The sequence below is a fragment of the Christiangramia gaetbulicola genome, from assembly GCF_003054225.1.
GTDB classification, from domain to species: domain Bacteria; phylum Bacteroidota; class Bacteroidia; order Flavobacteriales; family Flavobacteriaceae; genus Christiangramia; species Christiangramia gaetbulicola.
Window position 1 is genome coordinate 1 of the sequence record NZ_QBKQ01000003.1, and the last position, 25,684, is coordinate 25,684.

16 protein-coding genes and 3 tRNA genes are annotated in these 25,684 nt (G+C 40.1%); 16 read left to right on the plus strand and 3 right to left on the minus strand.

Going from position 1 to position 25,684, the window contains the following annotated elements; all coding sequences use genetic code 11:
- The 3 genes from C8P64_RS11460 to C8P64_RS11470 form a co-directional block, all read left to right on the plus strand.
- Positions 1 to 1,896, plus strand: a 1,896-nt coding sequence (locus C8P64_RS11460; RefSeq protein ID WP_211307618.1) for a SprB repeat-containing protein, incomplete at its 5' end; no start/stop codon positions are given.
- A 408-nt stretch (positions 1,897 to 2,304) separates the two neighbouring features.
- Entirely contained in the window at positions 2,305 to 6,555 is a 4,251-nt protein-coding gene (locus C8P64_RS11465; protein ID WP_108172246.1) for an Ig-like domain-containing protein, read from the plus strand.
- A 559-nt stretch (positions 6,556 to 7,114) separates the two neighbouring features.
- A complete protein-coding gene (locus C8P64_RS11470; RefSeq protein ID WP_146167219.1) occupies positions 7,115 to 12,781 on the plus strand; it encodes a T9SS type A sorting domain-containing protein in 5,667 nt (1,888 codons plus the stop codon).
- A 75-nt stretch (positions 12,782 to 12,856) separates the two neighbouring features.
- Here C8P64_RS11470 and C8P64_RS11475 read toward each other — a convergent pair whose 3' ends face one another.
- Positions 12,857 to 13,999, minus strand: a complete 1,143-nt coding sequence (locus C8P64_RS11475) for an acyl-CoA dehydrogenase (protein ID WP_108172248.1) — start codon at positions 13,997 to 13,999, stop codon at positions 12,857 to 12,859.
- A 91-nt stretch (positions 14,000 to 14,090) separates the two neighbouring features.
- On the opposite strand from C8P64_RS11475, the gene C8P64_RS11480 reads away from it, so the two are divergent.
- From C8P64_RS11480 to C8P64_RS11540, 13 genes are all read left to right on the plus strand, one after another.
- A complete protein-coding gene (locus tag C8P64_RS11480; RefSeq protein ID WP_108172249.1) occupies positions 14,091 to 15,155 on the plus strand; it encodes an anhydro-N-acetylmuramic acid kinase in 1,065 nt (354 codons plus the stop codon).
- A gap of 65 nt (positions 15,156 to 15,220) precedes the next feature.
- Positions 15,221 to 16,447: a Glu/Leu/Phe/Val dehydrogenase dimerization domain-containing protein gene (locus C8P64_RS11485; RefSeq protein WP_108172250.1), complete on the plus strand. Its 1,227-nt coding sequence runs from the start codon at positions 15,221 to 15,223 to the stop codon at positions 16,445 to 16,447.
- Positions 16,448 to 16,559: 112 nt separating this feature from the next.
- Positions 16,560 to 17,261: a MotA/TolQ/ExbB proton channel family protein gene (locus C8P64_RS11490; protein WP_108172251.1), complete on the plus strand. Its 702-nt coding sequence runs from the start codon at positions 16,560 to 16,562 to the stop codon at positions 17,259 to 17,261.
- 1 nt (position 17,262) lies between these two features.
- A complete protein-coding gene (locus C8P64_RS11495; protein ID WP_108172252.1) occupies positions 17,263 to 17,655 on the plus strand; it encodes an ExbD/TolR family protein in 393 nt (130 codons plus the stop codon).
- Position 17,656: 1 nt separating this feature from the next.
- Positions 17,657 to 18,478 carry an energy transducer TonB gene (locus tag C8P64_RS11500; protein WP_108172253.1) on the plus strand — a complete coding sequence of 274 codons (822 nt, stop codon included), beginning with the start codon at positions 17,657 to 17,659 and terminating at the stop codon, positions 18,476 to 18,478.
- Positions 18,479 to 19,699, plus strand: a complete 1,221-nt coding sequence (locus tag C8P64_RS11505) for a bifunctional folylpolyglutamate synthase/dihydrofolate synthase (protein WP_245889699.1) — start codon at positions 18,479 to 18,481, stop codon at positions 19,697 to 19,699. It begins immediately after the preceding gene.
- A gap of 172 nt (positions 19,700 to 19,871) precedes the next feature.
- Positions 19,872 to 20,684 (plus strand): hypothetical protein, encoded by an 813-nt coding sequence (locus C8P64_RS11510; protein ID WP_108172254.1) that lies wholly within the window; start codon positions 19,872 to 19,874, stop codon positions 20,682 to 20,684.
- 144 nt (positions 20,685 to 20,828) lie between these two features.
- Positions 20,829 to 20,903 (plus strand) — tRNA-Val (locus C8P64_RS11515).
- Positions 20,904 to 21,027: 124 nt separating this feature from the next.
- A tRNA-Val gene (locus C8P64_RS11520) sits at positions 21,028 to 21,102 on the plus strand.
- A gap of 86 nt (positions 21,103 to 21,188) precedes the next feature.
- A complete protein-coding gene (locus C8P64_RS11525; protein WP_108172255.1) occupies positions 21,189 to 21,440 on the plus strand; it encodes a GIY-YIG nuclease family protein in 252 nt (83 codons plus the stop codon).
- Positions 21,441 to 21,588: 148 nt separating this feature from the next.
- The gene (locus C8P64_RS11530; protein ID WP_108172256.1) at positions 21,589 to 21,840 is read left to right on the plus strand and encodes a GIY-YIG nuclease family protein; all 252 of its coding nucleotides are present in this window, start codon (positions 21,589 to 21,591) and stop codon (positions 21,838 to 21,840) included.
- Positions 21,841 to 22,007: 167 nt separating this feature from the next.
- Positions 22,008 to 22,082 (plus strand) — tRNA-Val (locus C8P64_RS11535).
- A 79-nt stretch (positions 22,083 to 22,161) separates the two neighbouring features.
- Positions 22,162 to 22,608 carry a DUF4440 domain-containing protein gene (locus C8P64_RS11540; protein WP_108172944.1) on the plus strand — a complete coding sequence of 149 codons (447 nt, stop codon included), beginning with the start codon at positions 22,162 to 22,164 and terminating at the stop codon, positions 22,606 to 22,608.
- Positions 22,609 to 22,612: 4 nt separating this feature from the next.
- Here the strand turns inward: C8P64_RS11540 and C8P64_RS11545 are convergent, their stop codons facing one another.
- The gene (locus tag C8P64_RS11545) at positions 22,613 to 23,923 is read right to left on the minus strand and encodes a UDP-N-acetylmuramoyl-tripeptide--D-alanyl-D-alanine ligase (protein ID WP_108172257.1); all 1,311 of its coding nucleotides are present in this window, start codon (positions 23,921 to 23,923) and stop codon (positions 22,613 to 22,615) included.
- Between the two features lie 66 nt (positions 23,924 to 23,989).
- On the minus strand, positions 23,990 to 25,684 hold the full coding sequence (gene gldJ, locus C8P64_RS11550) for a gliding motility lipoprotein GldJ (protein ID WP_108172945.1): 1,695 nt from the start codon (positions 25,682 to 25,684) through the stop codon (positions 23,990 to 23,992).

The following is a 25,684-nucleotide window of genomic DNA, read 5'->3' on the forward strand; positions in this document are numbered from 1 at the left end:
AACGGATGTACCGCGACTACTTCAGCAGATATCGAAGTGCCACTGGCCTTTAGTGCGAGTGCGACTCCAACCGATGTTTCCTGTAACGATGATGATGGCAATGCTGCAGATGGAGCCATTGCGGTAGATGTAACCAATGGAGTAGCGCCACTGACTTATTCGTGGACAGGTCCTGGCGGTTATACAGCGAGTACAGAAGATCTAAGTGGTCTTAGTGCTGCAGGAACTTATAACCTGACCATTACAGATGGAAACGGATGTACCGCGACTACTTCAGCAGATATCGAAGTGCCACTGGCCTTTAGTGCGAGTGCGACTCCAACCGATGTTTCCTGTAACGATGATGATGGCAATGCTGCAGATGGAGCCATTGCGGTAGAGATAACCAATGGAGTAGCGCCACTGACTTATTCGTGGACAGGTCCTGGCGGTTATACAGCGAGTACAGAAGATCTAAGTGGTCTTAGTGCTGCAGGAACTTATAATCTGACCATTACAGATGGAAACGGATGTACCGCGACTACTTCAGCAGATATCGAAGTGCCAGATCAATTAAAGGTTAATTTAGATAAATCCTTTGATCCTAAATGTGTAGCTGCCAAAGATGGTTCAATTGAAGTAACTGCTAGCGGTGGAACTGGACCATATGATATGGTGTTAAGTAGTCTTGGAACAACTGTTGAATCGAAAGATAATGTTGTCTCAAAATATACTTTCAACAATCTGGGAGAAGGTTTCTATAAAGTAGTGGTTACCGATGAAAATGGATGTACCACAGAGAAGGACTTAATCCAAATAAGCGATCCACTGCCAATTCTGGGTACACCAACTCCAGGGGATGAAACTTGTTTCCTCGCAGATGGTACAATTAGTTTGTCTGTTTCAGGAGGATCTGGAGGTTATACGTATTCCTGGACAAAACAGGGAGATGCAACCTTTAGTAGTACTTCCAAGGATTTATCTGGATTAAGTGCGGGAACATACGATTGCGAGATCAAAGACTCCAATGGTTGTATTGGGTTAGTTAGTGATGTAGTAATTAATTCACCAATTAACTGTGACCATATTTTCCCTACCCAAACAGATTGTCAGGACTATAGTGAGAATATAGATGATCTTAGCGCAATTGTTCTGGATGCTGTTTGTCTAACAAAGGGTGGTAATTTAGTAAGCAACGCTACGCCAGGTGTATTCTTTTACTTTGGCGATTGGATTGCCACTTCAACAGGGAAGGTTACTATTAATATAGTACAAACGAGGGATAATTTAAGTGTGCTTTCTCCATTCCTGGTAGTGAATTCTTCTAACGTTAAGGTCCAAACTTTCGATAGTTGTAATGATATCAAAAAGGGAACAAGAGTAACAATCGAAACGGATAAAGGATCTCCTACAGGTAATGTAAGTGTTACATTTAATGCCGTTGCAAATGAGAGGTATGTGATTTCGGTGAAATACGATGTTAAGTCTATTCTTGATAAAACATATGGAGAATCTACTTATACTTTTGGAATGACTATTGGCGGCAATCCAATTTCTGGTTCATTTGGTCAGATCTCCGCTATAGATTGCAATGCTTCACCTGCAGCAGCGATTACAAGTGAGACAACTGCTTTGAAATCTTCAATTACCGTTGAAGAACCAAGCTTTAGCGTAGCTCCTGTTCCTTTCAAAGATCAGGTGACTGTAAGGTATGACTTTGAGTATACTTCAGATGTTAAGATCCAGTTCTTCGACCTTAATGGTTCGTTACTGAGGACTTATACAGATAAGCAGGTTAGCAATGGAGATGAAACTCAGATAAATATAGATTTCGCCTTAAGATCGAATTCGGTATATATCATGAGAATAGAAACAGACAGAGATTCCTTCTCTAAGAATGTTATGTCTGGTAATTAGAAATAGATTCATATTAAAACTAAAAGCAGCCGAGAGGCTGCTTTTTTTATTTCAGGAAACAAGGTCTTTATATTAAAATTTCAATTTCAAGAATTAAGGGAATCCCCCCATTATGATTTAACTCAGAATACTTTATAAAGCCCCAATTTTCCTGTAACTTTAAGTGATTTTAACGGTAGCTTTAGCCGTTTATAAGCTCGGCAATCTAGAGTGATATCTATTTTGAGAGTAAATAGATCAACTAAAAGTTGGTAACTAAATTATTAAGATAATTTACATTCTTCGTCTCTTGAAGATATGAGATTTACCCCCCTTTCCTAAGATTAATAGATTCTTCATTTTAGCCCCAATCCAGTGCTTCTCCGAACATATGGTAAAATAATTATTCTAACCTTAAATTAAAACCATATGGAAATTATTACATCCTGGATGAGAACATTATTTGTTCCCATCTTAAGTGTCAAAGACAGAGAGCCAGCAGATGGCTCAGAGATGAGTAGATGGTTTGCCAATAGAATTTTCCTGCTAATAACTGCAGTAATTTTTTCTTTTGGAGTTCAGGTAAATTTAAATGCCCAGAATATTAAAGGAGTAGCACCTTTGCTACAGCCTAAGGGAGGTCTTGCTATTGATGGAAATGCTTACGTAAGGGTGACGGGAGATGATCCTGATGCCGGAGACTGGCTTTTCGAAAATGGAACAGACCCTGAAGGTGCAGACCCCGGTGGGGTTTTTCCTCCTTCAGCATCAGACGGTATAGCAGAGGGAATTCCTGATACGCCATATCCTCCAGATTTTTATTTGTATCCCGATCAAACAACATTTTTCAGGGACAATATCACTAATAATGATCCTACGATCTTTACCAGTTCAAATAAGATCAATGATAACCCAAATACCTATACCTGGGGAACCGGTTCATCTCCAAACAAGAACGAGATACAGAATGCTATCGCGCATTTTTCCTATGCCGATCCTGGGATTCAATATGGTAATGAAGGAGATCTTTGGATAGCCTTTGCCGCAGACAGGCAGGTGACCAATGGTAGTAGTTATATAGATTTTGAGATCCTGCAGGCTCCCTTAACTTTAAATAATGATGGTTCAGTTACTTCAGAAGGACCAGACGGAGGTAGAACCCTGCTTGATTTATTGATCACTATTGAATTTACCAATGGTGGTGGAGCTGCAAAAGTTGTGGTAAGACAATGGTCAACTAATGGTTCCGGAGGATTTATCTATAAGATAATTACTCCGGTAACAGGAACCGTTTTTGGTACAGAAAACGATGTGCAAACCATCGTGCCTTATTCTATTTATAACCAGGATCCTATCAACGAAGCAGGTTTCTATCAATATTCTATCAACCAGTGGGCTGAAGGTGCAGTGAACATATCTGCGTTTTTCCCAGAGGATGCCTGCGTAAATCTTAGTACTCTATTTGTGCGAACCAGAACTTCTGGTAACTCGGCACAATCTGAACTTAAAGATTTCCCTGGTAAACCAATCGATATTGAAATCGACCTAACTCCTGAAGCACCTGAGTTAACAGACCAGGCTGCCTGTGATGTATGGGATGATACTCTTACCGCAGAAGGCTGTGAAGGTACGGTTACCTGGTATGCCCAGGCTGAAGGTGGTACAGCATTAGATACTGGAAATACATATTCACCTGGAGAAATTACAGAAACAACCTCTTTCTGGGCTAGTTGTACCATAGGAGAATGTGAAGGACCCAGGTCGATGGTTACCATTACCATTTACCAGTCTCCAGATTTTGATGTGTCAGATCTTGAGGCCTGTGAAGATACCGATACTGGTGCTCAAAGTTTCGATCTTAATGATGCCATTAGCAATGAGGAAGAGGGAACTTTAAGTTTTTACGATTCTGAAGCAGATGCCATCGCCGCTACAGGAGCCATAGGCGATCCAACTTCAGTAAGTGTTACTCTGGAAGAAAGTCCGAAGCAATTCTGGGCGAGACTGGATAATGATGATGATGGAGAAGAAGATTGTAATACCATTAAATCCTTTATGGTTACCGTTTATGATAATCCAGACTTGATGGTTCAGGATCTGGAAGATTGTGAAGACGAAGATACAGAAGCTCAAACTTTCGATCTTAATGATGCCATTACCGACGCTGATGGTGGATCACTTAGTTTTTATGAATCTGAAGCCGATGCTCTTGCAGAGTCAGGAGCAATAGGATCTCCAGAATCCTATAGTGCAGACCTTGGAACAACAACGCTTTGGGTACGCAGCGATAATGATGAAGATGCCGAAGAAGGTTGTTTTAGTGTAGCCTCTTTTGATATCACCGTTTATGATAATCCAGACTTGATGGTTCAGGATCTTGCCGATTGTGAAGATGGTGTTAGCGAAGCTCAGACCTTCGATCTTAATGATGCGGTTACCGATGCCGATGGTGGATCACTTAGTTTTTATGAATCTGAAGCCGATGCTTTGGCAGAATCTGGAGCAATAGGATCTCCAGAATCATATAGCGCAGACCTTGGTACTACCACCTTGTGGGTACGAAGTGATAATGATGATGACGGCGAAGAAGGCTGTTTCAGTCTGGCATCCTTTGATGTGACCGTTTATGATAACCCAGATTTTGATGTGGAAGATCTTGCTTCTTGTCAGGCAGATGATACGGAGACTGCCGAGTTCGATCTGAACGATGCTATTAGTAATGAAGATGCAGGAAGCTTTAGTTTCTATAACTCAGAAGCAGATGCTCTTGTTCCTGAAAATGCGATCTCAAATCCAACCATGGTAAGTGTTGGTCAGGAAGGTGATACCTTCTGGGTGCGTTTGGACAACGATGATGATGGAGAAGAAAACTGTTTCACCATCAAGTCGTTTGATGTATCAGTGTATGATAATCCAGATCTTATGGTTCAGGATCTTGCAGATTGTGAAGATGAAGCTACTGGAGCAAGAACCTTTGACCTTAATGATGGTGTTACCGATGCTGATGGAGGTAGCATAAGTTTCTATAATTCTGAAGCAGAAGCTATAAATGCATCCGGTGCCATCGAAAACCCAATGTCTTTTAGTGTAAATATTGGATCAGATCAAATTTGGGTAAGAAGTGATAATGAAAGTGATGGTGATGAAACCTGTTTCAGTATAGAATCCTTTATGATCAATGTGTATGATAATCCAGATTTAATGGTTCAGGATCTTGAAGATTGTGAAGATGGAACTACCGGAGCACAAACATTTGATCTTAATGATGGAGTTACCGATGCCGATGGCGGTTCAATTAGCTTCTATAATTCTGAGGCAGATGCCATTGCAGCTTCAAATAGTATTGCATCGCCACTAACTTATAGCGTGGACCTTGGGTCTGAAACTATTTGGGTTCGAAGCGATAATGATAATGATGGGGAAGAAGGATGTTATACTATAGATTCTTTTGAAATCACGGTCTATGATAATCCAGATCTAATGGTTCAGGATCTTTCAGATTGTGAAGATGAAGACACCGGAGCACAAACCTTTGATCTTAATGACGGGGTTACCGATGCCGATGGCGGAACTTTAAGTTTCTACAATTCTGAAACTGATGCTATGAATCAAACTGCTGCCATTGAAAATCCATTGTCATTCAGCGTGGCTATTGGATCAGATCAAATTTGGGTGCGAAGTGATAGTACCACAGATGGAGATGAGGATTGCTATACTATAGCATCATTTATGATCTATGTATACGATAATCCTGATGTCACTGCAACAGATCCAGATACTATCTGTAATGGTGAATCTGTAGATCTGTCACTATATGTGTCTGCAGATGGCGGAAGCCTGTCTTATCATACTACTCAGGAAGATGCAGATAGTGGTATGAATGCTCTTGGAAGCAGTATCGTTAGTCCTGGTGTAGGAACAACTCCTTATTATGTAAGAAGCGAGACTACCAACGGAGATGATATTTGTTACGGAACCGCTGTAATTATGGTAACTGTTGAAGAATGTGACCAGGAAGGATGTACCCTTGGTTACTGGAAAAACCATACAGACAGATGGTGTGATGCCTATGCAACCTGTGATATTTACGGCGATATATTTACTAATGCACCGTCAGAACTAGCAGATTTAACTTTATTGGAAGTGCTAAATATTCAGGGTGGTGGTATTTATAACCTTGGAAGACAATCTGTAGCTGCATTGCTTAATACATGTAGTTCAGAAGTTGACTTCGCATATACCAGTGTTGATGGTTTAATTAGTGATGTTAATGCTGCCTTTAGTGGTGGAACAGCAGGATCATTTGGTAGTTACCTGGATATGCTTAATATGGCAGGATGCCCATTAGGAGGTTCAGTTGCAACAACAGCTCCTTCAGATTCCTGTCCGTCCATTTTAGCTGTAGCATCTAGCGAGGCCATTAGCGGATTCGATGTGTCGCCTGTTCCTTTCAGGGAAACCTTGAATGTGAAATATAATTTTACATATACTTCCAATGTAAATATTCAGATCTTCAATATCAACGGCCAGATGTTACAAAACTTTATATTTAAAGGAGTAGCAGCCGGAGATATCAATAATCTCGAGCTTGGATTTACGGTAAGACCTAGCCAGGCGTATATTATTAAGGTGAATACAGATAGAGAAAGTTTCTCTAAAACGATCATCTCATCAGAATAATAATTTTAAAATAAATCCTTTTCAAAAGCAGCCGGAAGGCTGCTTTTGTTTTTTATATGCCAAACATGAGAAGCGTTAATGGGTGAAAACCAGTAATTTATGTATCAAACCGTTATTTTGAACCCTTGATAGCTAGCTAATGGATTTTTGTTAAATCTTTTTTAATATATTTGATTGTAACTAAAAATTCAGAAGTAATTCCTACTCTTCATTTTAGTTATTCCCTGCCCCCTGTAATGTTAATTTATTCCCCCCTGAATCGAAACCAGTTGAGACTATTTATTAGATAGTAAAAATCTGGTGTTTTCAGTGCGCACCTGCATATTTGGATATCTTATCCTAATAAACCGGCGCGTAATAATTATATAAAAGAAGTGATTCTTTAAATAGATTCCCAAATCGAAATTTTTCTTCCCCCCGGTAGTTGGCATTCCTAAAAATGCCCCTGGTCATTTAGGTCAGGTTAGACCCTATTTTATTTATTCAAAAATATAGTCCCCTTTTCTGCAGAACCAAACAGGTCCTATTTGTGTATGGCCAAAACTTAATATTGATTATTATGAAAAAAGTTACACTCTCTTCACGAACAAGGAGCTTAGGTATTAGCCGTTGGTTTGGTTTAATAGCTTTGTCTTTCTTTATTTTTTTCTCATTTGAATCCCAGGGACAAATTTTGCCAGGTTTCACAGATGGGAATTGTTTTAGTAATAGTCCAGATCCAGCTACCTCTGTAACAAATAGGGATGGGAAGTTAGACTGGGAAGATGTTTATAATGGTAATATTTTTAACACCTATCCTAATAGTATTTCAACTGGTATTAGATTCGATGACGGAACTACGGAACCTGATCGAAGCTTCATCGGTGGAAGTACAAAAGACCATATCGATATTCCTTCATGGCAAAATCAGGCAGGAACCTCAAGTGATAAAAGTGATATAGGGCAGGGAGGAGCGATTTTAATTAATGGTGTAATATACTTTTTTGGAAACCGTCTTTCTTCAGAGGGAACTACCAATATAGGATTCTGGTTATTTCAGCAAGATGTCCAGAGCCTAATCGGTTCTTTTTCTGGTGCCCATGAGGTTGGAGATGTATTAGTTGTTGTCGAGGTTACTCAAGGTGGAGCAATTGGTACGGTGAATGCTTATAGATGGGTAGGAACAGGAAATGGGGATATTCCTCAAAGTACTAAATCCCTGGTTCAGATTAATACCGATAATAGCACACTAAATGCATATCTGAATACAAATAATGAACCTACTCCCTGGCCACACCAAGTGAAAAATGATCCATTAACGAACAATATGCCTCCAGTTACCTTCTTTGAAGGTTTTATAGATATTGCCACTTTAAATTTAGCTAAAACATGCTTCTCTTCTTTTCTTATAGAAACCAGGTCCTCAAATGTCGTTACTTCGATTCTTGAAGACTATATTGGGGGTGGGTTTAACGTAGAGCCTAAAGTTACAATTGAGGATATTACTGATTGTGAAAATGAATTTCCGAAGGATTTGGTTGCTTCAGTAGATGGAGGTATACCACCTTTAACATTCGAATGGAAGAAAGACGGCGTTGTTATTCCTATGGAAACATCTTCCAGTATTTCTGTATCTGAAGCCGGTACTTATTCTGTTATAGTTACAGGAAGTGGAATAGCGGGGGGTACTTGTACTTCTGAGTCAGATTCGGCAGAGATCACCATAGATCCTTCACCAACTCCGGCAGATCCAATGATCGTGATCTGTATAGACGAGACCAGTACAGATCTAAACGATTATGATTCCACTGTTTTAGATGGTGAAACGGGAACGGTTGCCTGGTATGATGGTGATCCTGATTCTGGAGGAACATTGATCGATCCGGATAACGCGGTAAATTTGAATAATATTACCGACCTGTTTGCTAAGGTGACACTCACCGAAACAGGTTGTGAGGCTTCTGTAGACGTCACAGTAACGATAAATCCATTACCAACTCCAGCAGATCCAATGATCGTGATCTGTATCGATGAGACCAGTACAGACCTGAACGATTATGATTCCACGGTTTTAGATGGTGAGACCGGCACGGTTGCCTGGTATGATGGTGATCCTGATTCTGGAGGGACATTGATCGATCCCGATAATGCGGTAAATTTGAATAATATTACCGACTTGTTTGCTAAGGTGACACTCACCGAAACAAGTTGTGAGGCTTCTGTAGACGTCACAGTAACGATAAATCCATTGCCAACTCCGGCAGATCCAATGATTGTGATCTGTATCGATGAGACCAGTACAGATCTGAATGATTATGATTCCACGGTTTTAGATGGTGAAACAGGAACGGTTGCCTGGTATGATGGTGATCCTGATTCTGGAGGAACTTTGATCGATCCGGATAACGCGGTAAATTTGAATAATATTACCGACTTGGTTGCTAAGGTGGCACTCACCGAAACGAGTTGTGAGGCCTCAGTAGACGTTACGGTAACGATAAATCCATTGCCAACTCCGGCAGATCCAATGATCGTGATCTGTATAGACGAGACCAGTACAGATCTGAACGATTATGATTCCACTGTTTTAGATGGTGAGACCGGCACGGTTGCCTGGTATGATGGTGATCCTGATTCCGGAGGAACATTGATCGATCCGGACAATGCGGTGAATTTAAATAATGTTACCGACCTGTTTGCAAAGGTGACACTCACTGGAACTGGATGTTCAGCCTCAGTAGACGTTACGGTAACGATAAATCCATTACCAACTCCGGCAGATCCAATGATCGTGATCTGTATAGACGAGACCAGTACAGATCTGAACGATTATGATTCCATTGTTTTAGATGGTGAGACCGGCACGGTTGCCTGGTATGATGGAGATCCTGATTCCGGAGGAACATTGATCGATCCGGACAATGCGGTAAATTTGAATAATATTACCGACCTGTTTGCTAAGGTGACACTCACTGGAACTGGATGTTCAGCCTCAGTAGACGTTACGGTAACGATAAATCCATTGCCAACTCCGGCAGATCCAATGATCGTGATCTGTATCGATGAGACCAGTACAGATCTGAACGATTATGATTCCACTGTTTTAGATAGTGAATCGGGAGCGGTTGCCTGGTATGATGGCGATCCTGATTCTGGAGGTACATTGATCGATCCTGATAACGCGGTAAATTTGAATAATATTACCGACCTGTTTGCTAAGGTGACACTTACTGAAACAGGATGTATAGCCTCAGTAGATGTTACGGTAACCATAAATCCAGATGCAGAGCCAGCAGATCCAATGATCGTGATCTGTATTGATGAGACCAGTACAGACCTGAATGATTATGATACTACGGTTCTGGATGGTGCTTTGGGAACAGTTACCTGGTATGATGGTGATCCGGATTCCGGTGGTAGCTTGATCGATCCGGACAATGCGGTGAATTTGAATAATGTATCAGATTTATTTGCAAAAGTTACCTTAGGGGATACCGGTTGTGAGGGTACTGTTGACGTTACGGTAACGATAAATCCATTGCCAACTCCGGCAGATCCAATGATCGTGATCTGTATCGATGAGACCAGTACAGACTTGAATGATTATGATTCTACTGTTTTAGATGGTGAGACCGGTACAGTTGCCTGGTATGATGGAGATCCGGATTCTGGTGGTAGCTTGATCGATCCTGATAACGCGGTAAATCTTAATAATATTACCGACCTGTTTGCTAAGGTGACACTCACCGAAACAGGTTGTGATACTTCTGTAGACGTTACAGTAACGATCAATCCATTACCAACTCCGGCAGATGCAATGATCCTGATCTGTATAGACGAGACCAGTACAGACCTGAACGATTATGATTCCACTGTTTTAGATGGTGAAATGGGAACGGTTGCCTGGTATGACGGTGATCCTGATTCCGGAGGAACATTGATCGATCCTGATAACGCGGTGAATTTAAATAATATTACCGACCTGTTTGCAAAAGTGACACTCACTGGAACTGGATGTTCAGCCTCAGTAGATGTTACGGTAACCATAAATCCATTGCCAACTCCGGCAGATCCAATGATCGTGATCTGTATCGATGAGACCAGTACAGATCTGAATGATTATGATTCCACTGTTTTAGATGGTGAAATGGGAACGGTTGCCTGGTATGATGGTGATCCGGATTCTGGTGGTAGCTTGATCGATCCCGATAACGCGGTGAATTTGAAAAATATTACCGACCTGTTTGCTGAAGTAACATTAACCGATACAGGATGTATAGCCTCAGTAGATGTTACGGTAACCATAAATCCGGAAGCGGAACCTGCAGATCCGATGATCGTGATATGTACCGATGAGACCAGTACAGATCTGAACGATTATGATAATACTGTTCTGGATGGTGCTTTGGGAACAGTTACCTGGTATGATGGTGATCCTGAATCTGGAGGAACATTGATCGATCCGGACAATGCGGTGAATTTGAATAATGTATCAGATTTATTTGCAAAAGTTACCTTAGGGGATACCGGTTGTGAGGGTACTGTTGACGTAACTGTAACCATAAATCCATTGCCAACTCCGGCAGATCCAATGATCGAGATTTGTATTGATGAGACCAGTACAGACTTGAATGATTATGAATCTACTGTTTTAGATGGTGAAACCGGTACAGTTGCCTGGTATGATGGAGATCCAGATTCTGGTGGTAGCTTGATCGATCCTGATAACGCGGTAAATTTGAATAATGTTACCGACCTGTATGCTAAGGTGACACTCACCGAAACAGGATGTGCTGCCTCAGTAGATGTTACTGTTAAAATTAATCCACTGCCGACTTTTGAAACTGAAGAGCCACAGCTAACTTGTTTTGGAGAAGCTCCTTCTATAGCTGTGACTTCAGACACTAGTGGATTAGAATTTAGATTAGTGATTAAAGGTCAGTCTGGTACATTCGCAGATTATGCTGGTCCATTTACAGATCTGGAATATGATACGGACTATGTTTTAACTGCAAGGGATAAAACCACGGGTTGTGAAAAGGACTACGAGTTTACTACTCCAATTCCTTTAGATATTCCTTCTAACGTGACTTTAATGGTAAATGATCCAACTTGTGATACTTACAATGGATCTACATATTTTGGTAGTATTCAAATTACCAATCATGTACCTGGATATTCTTATGCCGTTATCCTTCAATCGGAATTTACTACCATAAAAGCTGTACCTGCGTCCTCTTATATGAATTATGACGCAAGTAATGGTTTAATTACCGGGGTTGCAGTTGGACAGTACTATGTAATTTCAAAAAGTCCAGATGGATGTTTATCAGCCATTGCTCCTGCAGTGCTTATCGAGCCAAATTGTATAACCTGTGAAACTGCTTTTGCAAAAGACGCTTCCAGCTCAAATTGCTTTGATCAATATCCAGATCTTATTCCGAATGATAATAGATGGGGATGGACCAATTATTATTCCACCGTAGGAAATTATTCCTTGGATCTTTATGCCGGAGCAGGTCAATGTGATATTTCCAAAGGAGCGCTTGTAGGAGAAGTTAATATTATTGATAATGGAGATGGAACAATTGATGTTCAGTTCGTTGCAGATCCTGGATATATTATGAGTTCTGTGCATCTATATGTTGGATGTGAGCCACTTCCTTATAAGCAAAAAGGTAAAAATTATGATTATACCGTGGCTCCTGGGCAATACCCTCAAAATCCACAAGGAAATATTGGGTATGTGACCGATTATACGATAGAGAATATCAGCGTCTCAGGGGATTTCTACCTGATAGCTCATACAGATATCTGTACAAGCGAGAATGCAGATTTAATTTCTGAAATTCGCAGCGAAAGTTCTCCATTGGTGTATACTCCTAAGAAAAGGTTTAGTGCTAAGCAAAGTTGTATTAGCTCTAATGGGCCTAGGAACAAATCAACTAATATAAGTTCAGAAACTCAATCTAAGGTAGACTCTTCCGAACCTATGTTCAGTGTAGCACCAGTACCATTTAAAGATGTGTTGAATATTGGATATCTATTTGATTATACTTCAGATGTTACCGTGCAGATCTTCGATCTTAATGGTAGACTCTTGAGTACCTATTATGATAAGGCGGTAAATTCAAGTAGTATCTCGAAATTTAATGTAGATTTCAGGACCAAGCCTAATCAGGTATATGTGGTTAGAATGATTACAGATAGAGCGGTCTATACTGCAAAAGTTATTGCAGATAAGTAAAAATGAACATAGTCCAAAAAAGAAAGAGCAGCCAATTGGCTGCTCTTTTGCTTTATATAAATTTCAAAAAAAAAATTAGTCCTTAAGGATACTTCTTGAAATTACGATCTTCTGGATCTCTGAAGTTCCCTCATATATCTGGGTGATCTTAGCATCTCGCATTAATCTTTCAACGTGGTATTCTTTAACATACCCGTTTCCTCCATGAACCTGAACAGCTTCTACGGTAACATCCATCGCCGTTTGTGAAGCGTGCAATTTAGCCATGGCACCAGATAGGTCATAATTAAGACCCTGGTCTTTATCCCAGGCAGCCTTCATTACCATATGACGTGCAGCTTCGATTTGTGTATGCATATCGGCAAGTTTAAATGCGATAGCCTGGTGGTTACAGATCTCTGTACCAAACGCTTTACGTTGTTTAGAATAATCTTTGGCCAGCTCATATGCTCCAGAAGCAATTCCTAAAGCCTGAGCAGCGATCCCGATTCTTCCTCCAGAAAGGGTTTTCATGGCGAATTTAAATCCAAAGCCATCTTCACCTATCCTGTTTTCTTTAGGAACTTTTACATCATTAAAATTCAATGAATGCGTATCACTACCTCTAATTCCTAATTTTTGTTCTTTTGGTCCTATTTCAAAACCATCCCATTCTTTTTCTACGATAAAGGCATTAATTCCTTTATGTTTTTTCTCCTTATCGGTCTGGGCGATCACCAGGTAGTAATCTGCAGAGCTACCATTGGTGATCCAGTTCTTGGTCCCGTTAAGTATATAGTGGTCACCTTTATCTATCGCCGTAGTTCTTTGAGAAGTAGCGTCACTTCCTGCTTCTGGTTCAGAAAGACAAAAAGCTCCGAGTTTCTCTCCTGTAGTAAGTTTGGAAAGGTATTTTTTCTTTTGTTCCTCAGTCCCGAAGGTGTCAAGCCCCCAGCATACCAATGAATTATTTACAGAGACCATTACTGAAGCTGATGCATCAATTTTCGAAAGCTCTTCCATGGCAAGGATATAAGAAATAGTATCCATTCCTCCACCGCCATATTCCGGTGATGCCATCATCCCTAGAAATCCTAGTTCGCCCATCTTTTTGATAAGCTCCTTCGGAAATTCCTGCTTTTCATCTCTTTCGATCACCCCAGGTAAAAGTTCTGCTTTCGCAAAATCCCGGGCTGCATCACGTATCATTATATGTTCTTCTGTAAGTTTGAAATCCATCTGAAAAATTTTTAGAAAAAACTGATTTTTGGACGGCAAAGATAGCTTTTTGGTAGCTATTTTTCAATTGATATTAAGTATTTTTACGAATATGGAAAAAACGGAATACAGAGTTATAGGGGTTATGTCTGGAACTTCGCTCGACGGGATAGACCTGGTTTTTACCGAAATAAGCTTTAAGGATCAGGTAGATTTTTCAATTTTAGCATCGGAAACGTTTTCATATACGCCGGAATGGAGAGAAAAGCTTTCAAATGCTATTAAGCTCGATGCACCAGAATTAACGAGTCTGGATAGTGAGTATACCGACTATCTGGCTAATGTAATTAGTGAGTTTATCACTAAATATGATATAGACCTTTTAGATGTCGTATGCAGTCACGGTCATACGGTAAAACATAGGCCAAGGAAGGGCATTACTTTGCAAATAGGGAATCTTCCTAAACTGGCTAAATCATTAAATATCCCCGTAGTTTGTGACTTCAGAGTTCAGGATGTTGAGCTTGGAGGCCAGGGGGCACCACTGGTTCCTATTGGAGACAGACTGTTTTTTTCTGAATATAAATATTGCATCAATCTAGGTGGATTTGCGAACGTTTCGTTGGAAAAAGAAGGTCAAAGAATTGCCTATGACCTGTGCCCTGTGAATACGGTTTTCAATTATTTCATGAATAAGATGGGTAAGGAGTATGACGAAGAAGGGCAGCTTGCCCGTTCTGGGAAAATTCATGAAGATCTGCTTAAAGACCTTAATTCTCTTGGTTTCTATAAAAAAGAACCACCAAAATCATTAGGAATAGAGTGGGTGAATTCTGATGTCATTCCATTAATTGAAAAATACGATCTCGAGATTCCCGATATTTTGAAAACCTTCGCGATACATGCCGCCACTCAGATAGCTGCAAACCTGGACAACGATAAACATTCAGATGTATTATTAACCGGAGGAGGGGCTTTTAATTCTTTCTTTATCGAGCAATTAAGATCGAAATCTGCCTGTACTTTTATAATCCCAGAAAAGCAGTTGATAGACTTTAAAGAAGCTTTGATATTTGCCCTTCTTGGTGTTCTAAAATTAAGGGATGAAGTAAATGTCCTTAGCTCGGTTACAGGTGCAAAAATGGATCATTCTTCGGGCAGAGTTTATGAACCCTGAATATTTTGCCAAATTCCAAATGTAGCCTGCTTAGTTTTATATATTTGCTTCAAAATAATTCAAAAATGAAAGAATTACTCAAAGTATACGAGAATAAAGAACCCGAAATTGTTTTTAACTGGAAAGACTCTGAAACAGAGGCCGAAGGCTGGACAGTAATTAATTCCCTTAGAGGAGGAGCTGCCGGTGGAGGAACCAGAATGAGAAAAGGTTTAGACCAGAACGAAGTACTTTCACTGGCTAAAACCATGGAAGTGAAATTTACGGTTTCAGGACCTCCAATTGGTGGTGCTAAATCTGGGATCAATTTCGATCCGGCAGATCCACGTAAAAAAGGGGTTTTAGAACGTTGGTATAAAGCAGTTTCTCCATTATTGAAAAGTTACTATGGTACTGGTGGTGATCTTAATGTAGATGAGATCAATGAAGTTATTCCAATTACTGAAGATTGTGGAGTATGGCATCCGCAGGAAGGTGTCTTTAACGGGCATTTCCAACCTACAGAAGCCGATAAAATTAACAGGATAGGCCAGCTAAGACAGGGGGTGATCAAGGTATTGGAGAATACTAATTTTTCGCCCGATGTGACTAGAAAATATACCGTGGCAGATATGATCACCGGTTATGGAGTGGCAGAAGCTGTACACCATTATTACACTATTTACGGTGGTGATATTAAAGGAAAAAGAGCGATCGTTCAGGGCTTTGGAAATGTTGGTTCCGCAGCTGCTTATTATCTTGCCCAAATGGGAGCTAAGATCGTTGGAATTATAGATCGCGCCGGTGGATTGATCAATGAAGAAGGATTCAGTTTTGAAGAGATCAAACAGATGTTCCTGGATAAAGACGGGAATGCTCTACGACATGATAATGTAATTCCTTTTGAAGAGATCAACGAAAAAGTTTGGAAGCTAGATGCAGAGATCTTCGCTCCGTGTGCAGCTTCACGACTTATCTCTAAAGACCAGATCACTAATCTTATAGATAGAAAACTGGAGGTTATTTCTTGTGGAGCAAACGTTCCTTTTGCCGATAAGGAGATCTTCTTTGGCCCTATTATGGAATACACCGATGAGCGCGTAAGCTTGATCCCAGACTTTATTTCGAATTGTGGAATGGCCAGAGTATTCGCTTACTTTATGGAAAGAAGAGTTCAGATGACCGATGAGGCTATATTTAACGATACTTCAATGACTATAAAGAACGCCATTCAGAATACCTTCGACAATAACAGCAGTAAGACCAATATTAGTAAAACAGCTTTCGAAGTTGCTCTAAAACAGCTTGTTTAAAAGTTTGTGCAAACATTTTTTTCTTTCAGTAAAAGCCTAATGCTGATTAATTAAATTTGGTTGACAATTAATATCATTAAAGCACGTTACATTAAAAAACCCATTTATACATATGCTTAACTTTTTTCAGCAGGACGAGGTAGCCGAAGCTGCACAGACGGCAGAGCCGATCGTAGAAGAAAAGACCTTATCATTATTCGACCTCATGTTTAGTGGTGGTCTTGGAGGTCAGATTATTATAATCATTCTTTTTGTTCTCTTATTCGCAGCGGTTTACATTTATTTTGAAAGATTGTTCGCCATTAAGGCAGCAAGTAAGGTAGATAAGAATTTTATGTTGCAGATCAAGGATAGCGTTCTTAACGGTAATATTGAATCTGCCAAGATGCGTTGCGCTCAAAGTGATTCTCCGGTGGCAAGATTAACCGAAAAAGGTATCTCCAGGATCGGAAGTCCGTTAGAAGACATTAACACTGCGATAGAAAATGCAGGTCGTCTTGAGGTCTATAAACTCGAAAAGAACGTTAGTATCCTGGCAACCGTAGCTGGTGCTGCCCCGATGATCGGGTTCCTTGGAACTGTGATTGGTATGGTGCTTGCATTTCATGAATTGGCGACCAGTAGCGGCCAGGCTCAAATGGGTGCTCTTGCAGAAGGGATCTATACTGCCATGACCACTACCGTTGCAGGTTTAATTGTAGGTATTATCGCTTATATAGGTTATAACCACCTCGTGGTGAAAACAGATAAAGTGATACATCAAATGGAGGCTACCGCGGTAGATTTCCTTGACCTTCTAAACGAACCTGCTTAATATGAATTTAAGAGGAAGAAATAAAATAAGCCCAGAGTTTAGCATGAGCTCGATGACAGATGTGGTTTTCCTGCTGCTCATCTTTTTCATGCTAACCTCTCCGGCTATAACTCCTGAAGCACTTGACCTTATTTTACCAAAGGCGAAAGGTAAAACTACCAGTAAGCAAACGCTTTCGGTTAGTATTACCAAAGATCTTCAGGTGTATATAAATAGCGAGAGAATAAGTAATAGCGCACTGGAATCTACTCTGAAAACCCGTCTTGCCGGTGAGGAGAATCCTACTATCATCTTAAGGGTGGAAGAAGGAGTGCCTATAGAGAAAGCGGTAAATGTTATGGATATCGCAAATAGAAATAGTTACAAGATCGTATTAGCGGTTAAACCTGAATAGAATGTCGTTGCTGGAAACTAAACATGAGAAGAAATCTTTTACCATTACAGTAGTGCTGCATGTACTGCTGATCCTTCTTTTGATATTTTTCGGCCTTACTTATTTAGATCCGCCGCCAGAAAGTGGGATTGCTATAAATTTCGGGACTTCAGAAGTTGGATCGGGAAATGAGCAGCCTAAAGAGCCGGTTAAATCTGCTCCAAAAAAAGTAGCTGCGCAGCCTGTAAAGTCTGAACCTGTGATCGAAAAAGAAGTCGTGACCCAGGATATTGAAGAAGCGCCGGTTATAGAAAAGAAGAAAAAGGAGCCAACTCCGGTTGAAACCAAGCAGCCTGAACCTAAAAAGGATCCTGAACCTGTTAAGAAACCTGAGCCTAAACCAGATAAATCAACGAACGATGCTTTAAGCAGTATCCTTAACGGTCCGGAAAGATCTGGAACTGCTACCGGTGGTGAAGGCAATGATAACGTCGCTGGAGATAAAGGTAGCCCAGATGGTGATCCTAAGGCCAGTTCATATTATGGCCAGGGTGCCGGATTGGATGGTGATGGGAATTACCGACTTGGTGGAAGAAAGGCTCTGAACAAGGAAAAGTTCGTACAGGATTGTAACGAATCAGGGATTGTTGTGGTTAAGATCGTTGTAGACCAGTCTGGTCGTGTTATAAGCGCACAGCCTGGAATGAAGGGTACTACCAATAGTGCCGCCTGTTTAACCGGACCGGCAAAACGAGCCGCTCTCGCTACAAGATTCAACAGCGATTCAAATGCTCCTGCCACCCAGGTGGGAACGATTATCTACGATTTTAAACTCACGGAATAAGTGAAAACGTATCAAGAAACTGTTGAATGGATGTTTCAGCAGTTACCGATGTTTCAAAGAATCGGAAAGCAGGCCTTCAAAAAGGACCTTTCCAACACCATAAAACTTGCCGAACATTTAGGTCATCCTGAAAATGATTTCAGAAGTATTCATGTGGCTGGAACCAATGGTAAGGGTTCAGTTAGTCATATGCTGGCTTCAGTTTTTCAGGCTGCAGGCTACAAGACGGGTCTGTATACCTCACCTCATTTAAAGGATTTCAGAGAAAGGATCAGGATTAATGGTAAGGTAATCCCGGAAGCGAATGTAGTGGCATTCATTGAAAACAATCAGGTTTTTCTGGAGGAGAACAAATTGAGCTTTTTTGAAATGACCGTGGGAATGGCCTTCGATTATTTTGCCAGGGAAAAAGTTGATATCGCCATCATCGAGACGGGTATGGGAGGAAGGTTGGATTCTACCAATATAATTACCCCCGAACTTTCAGTGATCACCAATATCGGCCTTGACCACACCGCCTTTCTGGGAACTAATCTTAGCGAGATCGCAGGTGAAAAGGCAGGAATTATTAAAGAAGGAATACCGGTAGTTATTGGAGAAAAACAAGAGGAAACAATTTCTATTTTTCAATCGAAAGCGCAAGAGAAAAGTGCTAGAATATTCTTTGCTGAAGACTTTAACTTACCTGATTACTCTACAGATCTGCGAGGGGATTATCAGCAGAAGAACTTAAGGACTGTTCTGTCTTCTTTAAAGGTTTTGAAAGACCTTGGCTGGAAAATAGATGAGAAAGCTATTGCAGATGGACTTGAAAATGTGAAAACCAATACCGGTCTACGCGGTAGGTGGGATATACTTCAAGATGCTCCAAAAGTGATCTGTGATACCGCACATAATGCTGAGGGGCTGCAATATGTCCTGAAACAATTGAAAAACGAAAACTACAGGCAGTTACACATGGTGATAGGAGTGGTAAATGATAAGGACCTTTCTACGGTTTTACCAATGTTTCCTAAAGAGGCTAAATTTTACTTTTCAAAACCAGACGTCCCAAGAGGTCTGAAAGCTAATTTACTGCAGGCAGAGGCCTTAAAATATGGATTAGAAGGGGATATTTATGAATCTGTTCAGGATGCATTTATGGCCGCTAAGAGCGCTGCTTTAGCAGATGATCTTATTTTTATAGGAGGCAGTAACTTTACGGTTGCCGAAGTAATATGATCGAATATTAGGTGGAATAAAAATTTCGCCTATCTTTATAAGGTATTGTTTAACAGTTAACTAGATTCATTTCCCCCGGTCTGTCACTTAACTTTCCGTTGTTATAACCCATCCCTACTCTTGAGTTGACTATTTAGCTGTGGATATTATTCACTAATAAATTCAACTAAAAATGAAGACAATTGCAAAACTATTAGTTTTGGTGCTATTTGTTTCCTTAAGCGGAAATGCCGTAGCCCAGGAACAAAATGATCAGCCTTACGAGCCGGTGTACATTACCATGACCACCACACATTGGAGTGATAATCCAGATGCCGATTTTTCAGATTGGCTGGAAACAGAAAAGGAGTATTTCGATAAGGTGACCAGTAAGAATGATCTAATCTTAAGCTCTGGTGTTTATACACATTATTTCACTCCAGACAATTCAGAGGTCGTACTTGTAAATGTATATAAGACCTGGGCTGATATTGAAAAAGCTAATGAGATAAATCAGGAGCTAATTGAAAAAGGTTGGCCAAACGAAGATGCAAGAGCTGCATTCTTCGAAAAGCAGGCTAGCTATTATGCGCCAGACCATAATGATGAGATCTACCAGTCTATGAACTATATGATCCCGGAAACAGGTGATACCAGTAAGTCTCGTATCTTTTATGTTCGAAGCAGTGATCTTGCCATGAATGGAGAAGGTTCTCCGGAAAAATTCAGAGAGTATTACGAAAAGGTAACCAAAAAGAGTAAAAAGCTTAAGGGCTATTACACCCACAGGCATCTATGGGGATCTAATAGCAGGGAAATGAGTGAGGTATTCGTCTTTGACAGCCTTGGAGAGATCGAAGAATTTTTTGATGAAGAAGGTAAGATTGCTGAATCTGTTTGGAAGGATGAAGGGGAGAGAACAGCCTTCATGGAAGAAATGGGTAAAATTTTTACCGGGAAGCATGCCGATTATGTTTACAGGAATGTACCTGAGTTAATGAAATAAAAAACTGGTCCTGAACTACTTAGTTCAGGGCTTTTTTTTGATTGCCGGATTTTATTTTCAGTCTGAAAAATTAATTCAATTTTTCGCTGAAATTGTTTTGTGTAATTGAAAATCTAGTCTATATTTGCATCCGCAATCACGCAAGGGCGCGTAGCTCAGTTGGTTCAGAGCACTTGGTTTACACCCAAGGGGTCAGGGGTTCGAATCCCTTCGCGCCCACAGAACAAGAGAAGGCTTCCAGGAATGGAGGCCTTTTTTAATGCCTGAAATTTTAATTGAAAATCATTAAAATTTTATACTTGTGGTAAGTGATTTTTAATATATTTGCATCCGCAATCATGAAGGGCGCGTAGCTCAGTTGGTTCAGAGCACTTGGTTTACACCCAAGGGGTCAGGGGTTCGAATCCCTTCGCGCCCACAGAACAAGAAAAGGCTTTCAGAAATGAAAGCCTTTTTTATTTATGCTTAGTATTGAATTCTGTTTTTAGGGGTATATTTATCCTGATGCCTTTCCATCTTTATATACTGTTCTCAAAGAAACTAGATCGATTTTATGTCGGTGCTACGGGTAATTTGCAAAAACGCTTAGAAAAACATTTAAGTTCTTCTTCTGGTTTTACTTCTAAAGTCAGGGATTGGACAATAATATATTCAGAAGAGTACGAAAGAAAGGAGGATGCTTTTAAGCGGGAAAAGCAAATAAAGCTTTGGAAGAGTAGGAAGATGATTGAAGCTTTGATAGATAAGGAGGTTTAATTGCTAGAGAGCATCCCGATTTCACATCGGGAGGGTCAGGGGTTCGAATCCCTTCGCGCCCACAGAACAAGAAAAGGCTTCCAGAAATGGAAGCCTTTTTTATTTATGATTAGTATTGAATTCTATTTTTAAGGGTATATTTATCCTAATGCCTTTCCATCTTTATATACTGTTCTCAAAGAAGCTAGATCGATTTTATGTCGGTGCAACAGGTAATTTGCAAAAACGCCTAGAAAAACATTTAAATTCTTCTGCAGGTTTTACTTCAAAAGCCAGGGATTGGACGTTAATATATTCAGAAGAGTACGAAAGAAAGGAGGATGCTTTTAAACGGGAAAAGCAAATAAAGCTTTGGAAGAGTAGGAAGATGATTGAAGCTTTGATAGATAAGGAGGTTTAATTGCTAGAGAGCATCCCGATTGCACATCGGGAGGATCAGGGGTTCGAATCCCTTCGCGCCCACAGAACAAGAAAAGGCTTCCAGAAATGGAAGCCTTTTTTATTTTAATCATCTGCACTTATTAAGTATTTCAGGATAATTCTTTTTAATATATTTGGGCTGCAATAGGAGTGTTAGCTCAGTTGGTTCAGAGCATTACCTTGACAGGGTAGGGGTCACTGGTTCGAATCCAGTACACTTCACATTATTAAACCTCGTGAAATCCACGAGGTTTTTTATTTGGTAAAATGAAGTATCTTGACATCAAATCGAATCCTGGATATGAAAAAAATACTCTTACTTCCGCTTTTGTTTTTTACTATACATCTTAGTGCCCAGAATCCTTCAGATGAGCAGCAGCTAAAAGATTTGATACAGAATTCTTTTGATGATATCTTTTCAGAGATGAATATTGATAAGCTGGATACATATTTTACCAGTGATTTTTTACTTCTTGAGGTGGGAGAAGTCTGGGATATGGAGCGTATAAAAAGTGAACTGTCTTCTTATGATCTTCAGGGTAGAAAACGTAAAAATGAATTCGAATTTATTGAAGTAAAGATAAAAGATAACACTGCGTGGATAGCTTATCACAACACTGCAACCTTTATTAAGGACGGAGAGGTAGTTGGAGAGCGACAATGGCTTGAGAGTGCCATTGCTGTAAGAACAAAAAATGGGTGGAAACTGGATATGCTGCATTCCACCCGTAAATCGTCTGAAGAATAAAAGCTTAATTATTGCTTCCTGAATATACCTGGAGACTTTCTAAAACTCTCTCCATAGCCATTCCTCTAGAGCCTTTGATCAGGAAGTAACAATTTTGAAAGTCACTTTCGTCCAGATGTTCCTTTAATTTTTCAAAATCTCTGAATTTGAAAATGAAGTCGCTGCTGGTGTCTGTATTCTTAAAATTTTCTCCAAGAAAATAAGATTCAGAAAAATTGCTATTGGAGATATAGTTGGCTATCACCTGATGCTCTGTGGCTGCTGCACTACCCAATTCAAACATATCTCCCAGGATCACTATTTTTTGTTTTTCTGTTTTCAGGTTTTTGAAATTTTCCAGGGCAGCATGCATGCTGGTTGGATTGGCGTTATAGGCGTCCATGATAATAACGTTAGTGCCGCTTTTGATAATTTGTGATCTATTATTAGAAGGGATATAATTTTCAATGGCGCTTTGGATCTTTGAGAACTCCACTTTAAAATAAAGGCCTATGCATAAGGCAGCGGCCATGTTGGTTGCGTTATAATCGCCAGTCAGCTGGCTTTTAAAATCTGTTTGATTGTAATGTAATTGTGCGTTAGAAAGACCTTTTTGATATTTAAGTTTAACATCTGCCAGCCTGCTTTCTCCAAAGCTAAAAGTATGACTATAAATTTCCTGCTTCTTCTGAATTTCATCATCCAGGTTTAGAAAGAGTAGTTTGTTTTTCTCTTGTAGATATCTGTATAATTCGGTTTTCCCTTTAATGACTCCTTCAACTCCACCAAAACCTTCCAGGTGTGCCTTTCCAAAATTTGTGATATATCCATAGTCTGGATTTGCTATGGTGCATAAAAACTCTATCTCTAGTTGATGATTTGCTCCCATTTCAACGATCCCAAATTCCGTTTGATCATCCATCGATAGGAGAGTTAGCGGCACCCCAATATGATTATTTAGGTTTCCTTTTGTTGCAACCGTTCTGAATTTTTGAGAAATAACAGCGTTCACCAGTTCTTTGGTAGTTGTCTTACCGTTGCTTCCGGTAATGGCAAGGATAGGAATACCCAGATAATTTCTATGAAAGATTGCTAGCTTTTGCAATGCTTCAAGACTGTTTTTAACTACAATATACTCTTCCTTGTTTTTTGCGTAATTCTTATCGTCTACAATGGCGTATCTGGCTCCACTTTTAAGGGCTTGCTCGGCAAATTCATTGCCGTTAAAGTTATCGCCTTTGAGAGCGAAAAACATGCTGTCTTTACGGATTTTCCTCGTGTCTGTATCTGCGCCTGAGCAAAGCAGGAATCGTTGGTGGAGTCTGGCTGTATTCATAAAATAAATCTATTAAAAAAGCCCTAAACAAGTTAGGGCTTTAAGTATAATTTATATTGAAAAATATTAATTGCTTCTTGCAGTCTTGTTCTTATCTAAAGATTTAGATCCAACTCTAGACATCGCATTTCTGAAACCAATATAATCTGTTGCCATATCCTGAGGGAAATAACGACGTTGAGCAGGATCCAGCCAGTAAGCACGGTCTCTCCAGCTACCGCCTTTATAAACTCTTACTTCATCGCTAATAAGGCTAGTTCTTTTCTCTTTATCATAACCTCTTGAGGTAATTCCTTCTTCAGCGGAACTATCTGCGTAAGTGAAGTTATCATAAGTAGGTGAGTTATACATTCTTTTAGAAGGATCTTCATCTACTTCCTGGAATGGCTGATAATATCTGCTAGAGCTTTTATCGCCATCTCTAAAGTCTCTCTGATCACTTTCAGTAAAGTTAGTTCTCATGTAAGTGTCTTCTTCAGTAACCGGAACCTGAGCAATTTCACCTGGAAGGTTTCTTGCAACTAGTTTACCATTACTTAGAGTGTCGTACACAACATCGTCTGTACCTACAACCTTAACTGTTCCGTCTTCGTTTATAGCGTGTTTGGTATAAACGTTACCACGGTAGTAGTTGAAATCATTAAATTCATCATCAACTATAGGTCGGTAAACATCGGCTACCCATTCAGAAACGTTTCCAGCCATATCGTAAAGACCAAAATCGTTAGGCTCGTAGCTCTTTACTTCTGCAGTGATATCTGCTCCATCATCACTCCATCCTGCGATTCCACCATAATCACCATCTCCTTGTTTGAAGTTGGCTAACTGATCTCCCATTTTCTTAACATCACCGTTTCTGGTGTACTGTCCATCCCATGGGTATTTTTTTCTACCTCTGTAAGTATTATAATTTCTAATTCCAACAAGTCCAAGTGCAGCGTATTCCCACTCAGCTTCTGTAGGAAGTCTGTATTCAGGATAGATAAGTCCGCTTTCACGACCAGGATAAATCTTCTTGACTGGGTTGCCAGCTTCATCGGTTTCGCTTAATCTGTCCTGAGATTTATCTCCACCCTGGCTAACTTCAGTATTACCACCGTAAGCTTTGCTTGGAGTGTGGATATAAGTTTCTGTGTTAAAAGTTGAAGATGCATTAGCATCTGTGATGTGGGCTCCTTCTTTAATGAATCCCTCTTCTTCTAGACGGTGTTCGTTAACCCTGTCTGTTCTCCATTTACTGAATTCCACAGCCTGGATCCAGCTAACTCCTACTACTGGATATTCAGCATAGGCCGGGTGACGCAGGTAATTGGTCACCATGGTTTCATTGTAACCAAGTCTGTTTCTCCATACTAGAGTGTCTGGTAACGCACCGTTATAAATATTCTTGTAATTTTCTTCTTCCGGAGGGAAAACGCGTTTTAACCAGTCAAGATATTCAAGGTACATCTTGTTGGTAACTTCGGTCTCATCCATATAGAAGGATTGCACGTGTTGTTGCGTTGGAGTGTTGTTCCAATCGTGCATAGGATCATCCTGTACACGTCCCATTGTATAGGTTCCGCCTTCAACAAAAACCAGACCCGGAGCAGCTTCCTGTTCCTTGTAATCTGTGTTGTATTGAAATCCACCTTCGTCAGAATTTATATCCCAACCGGTGGCTCTGGAGGTGTTTTTGTAATTATTGGATTTATTACAGCTAAGTAAACTAAGGCCGCAAACTACAGCAATAACGCCTTTTAAAGCTACATTCAAATTCAT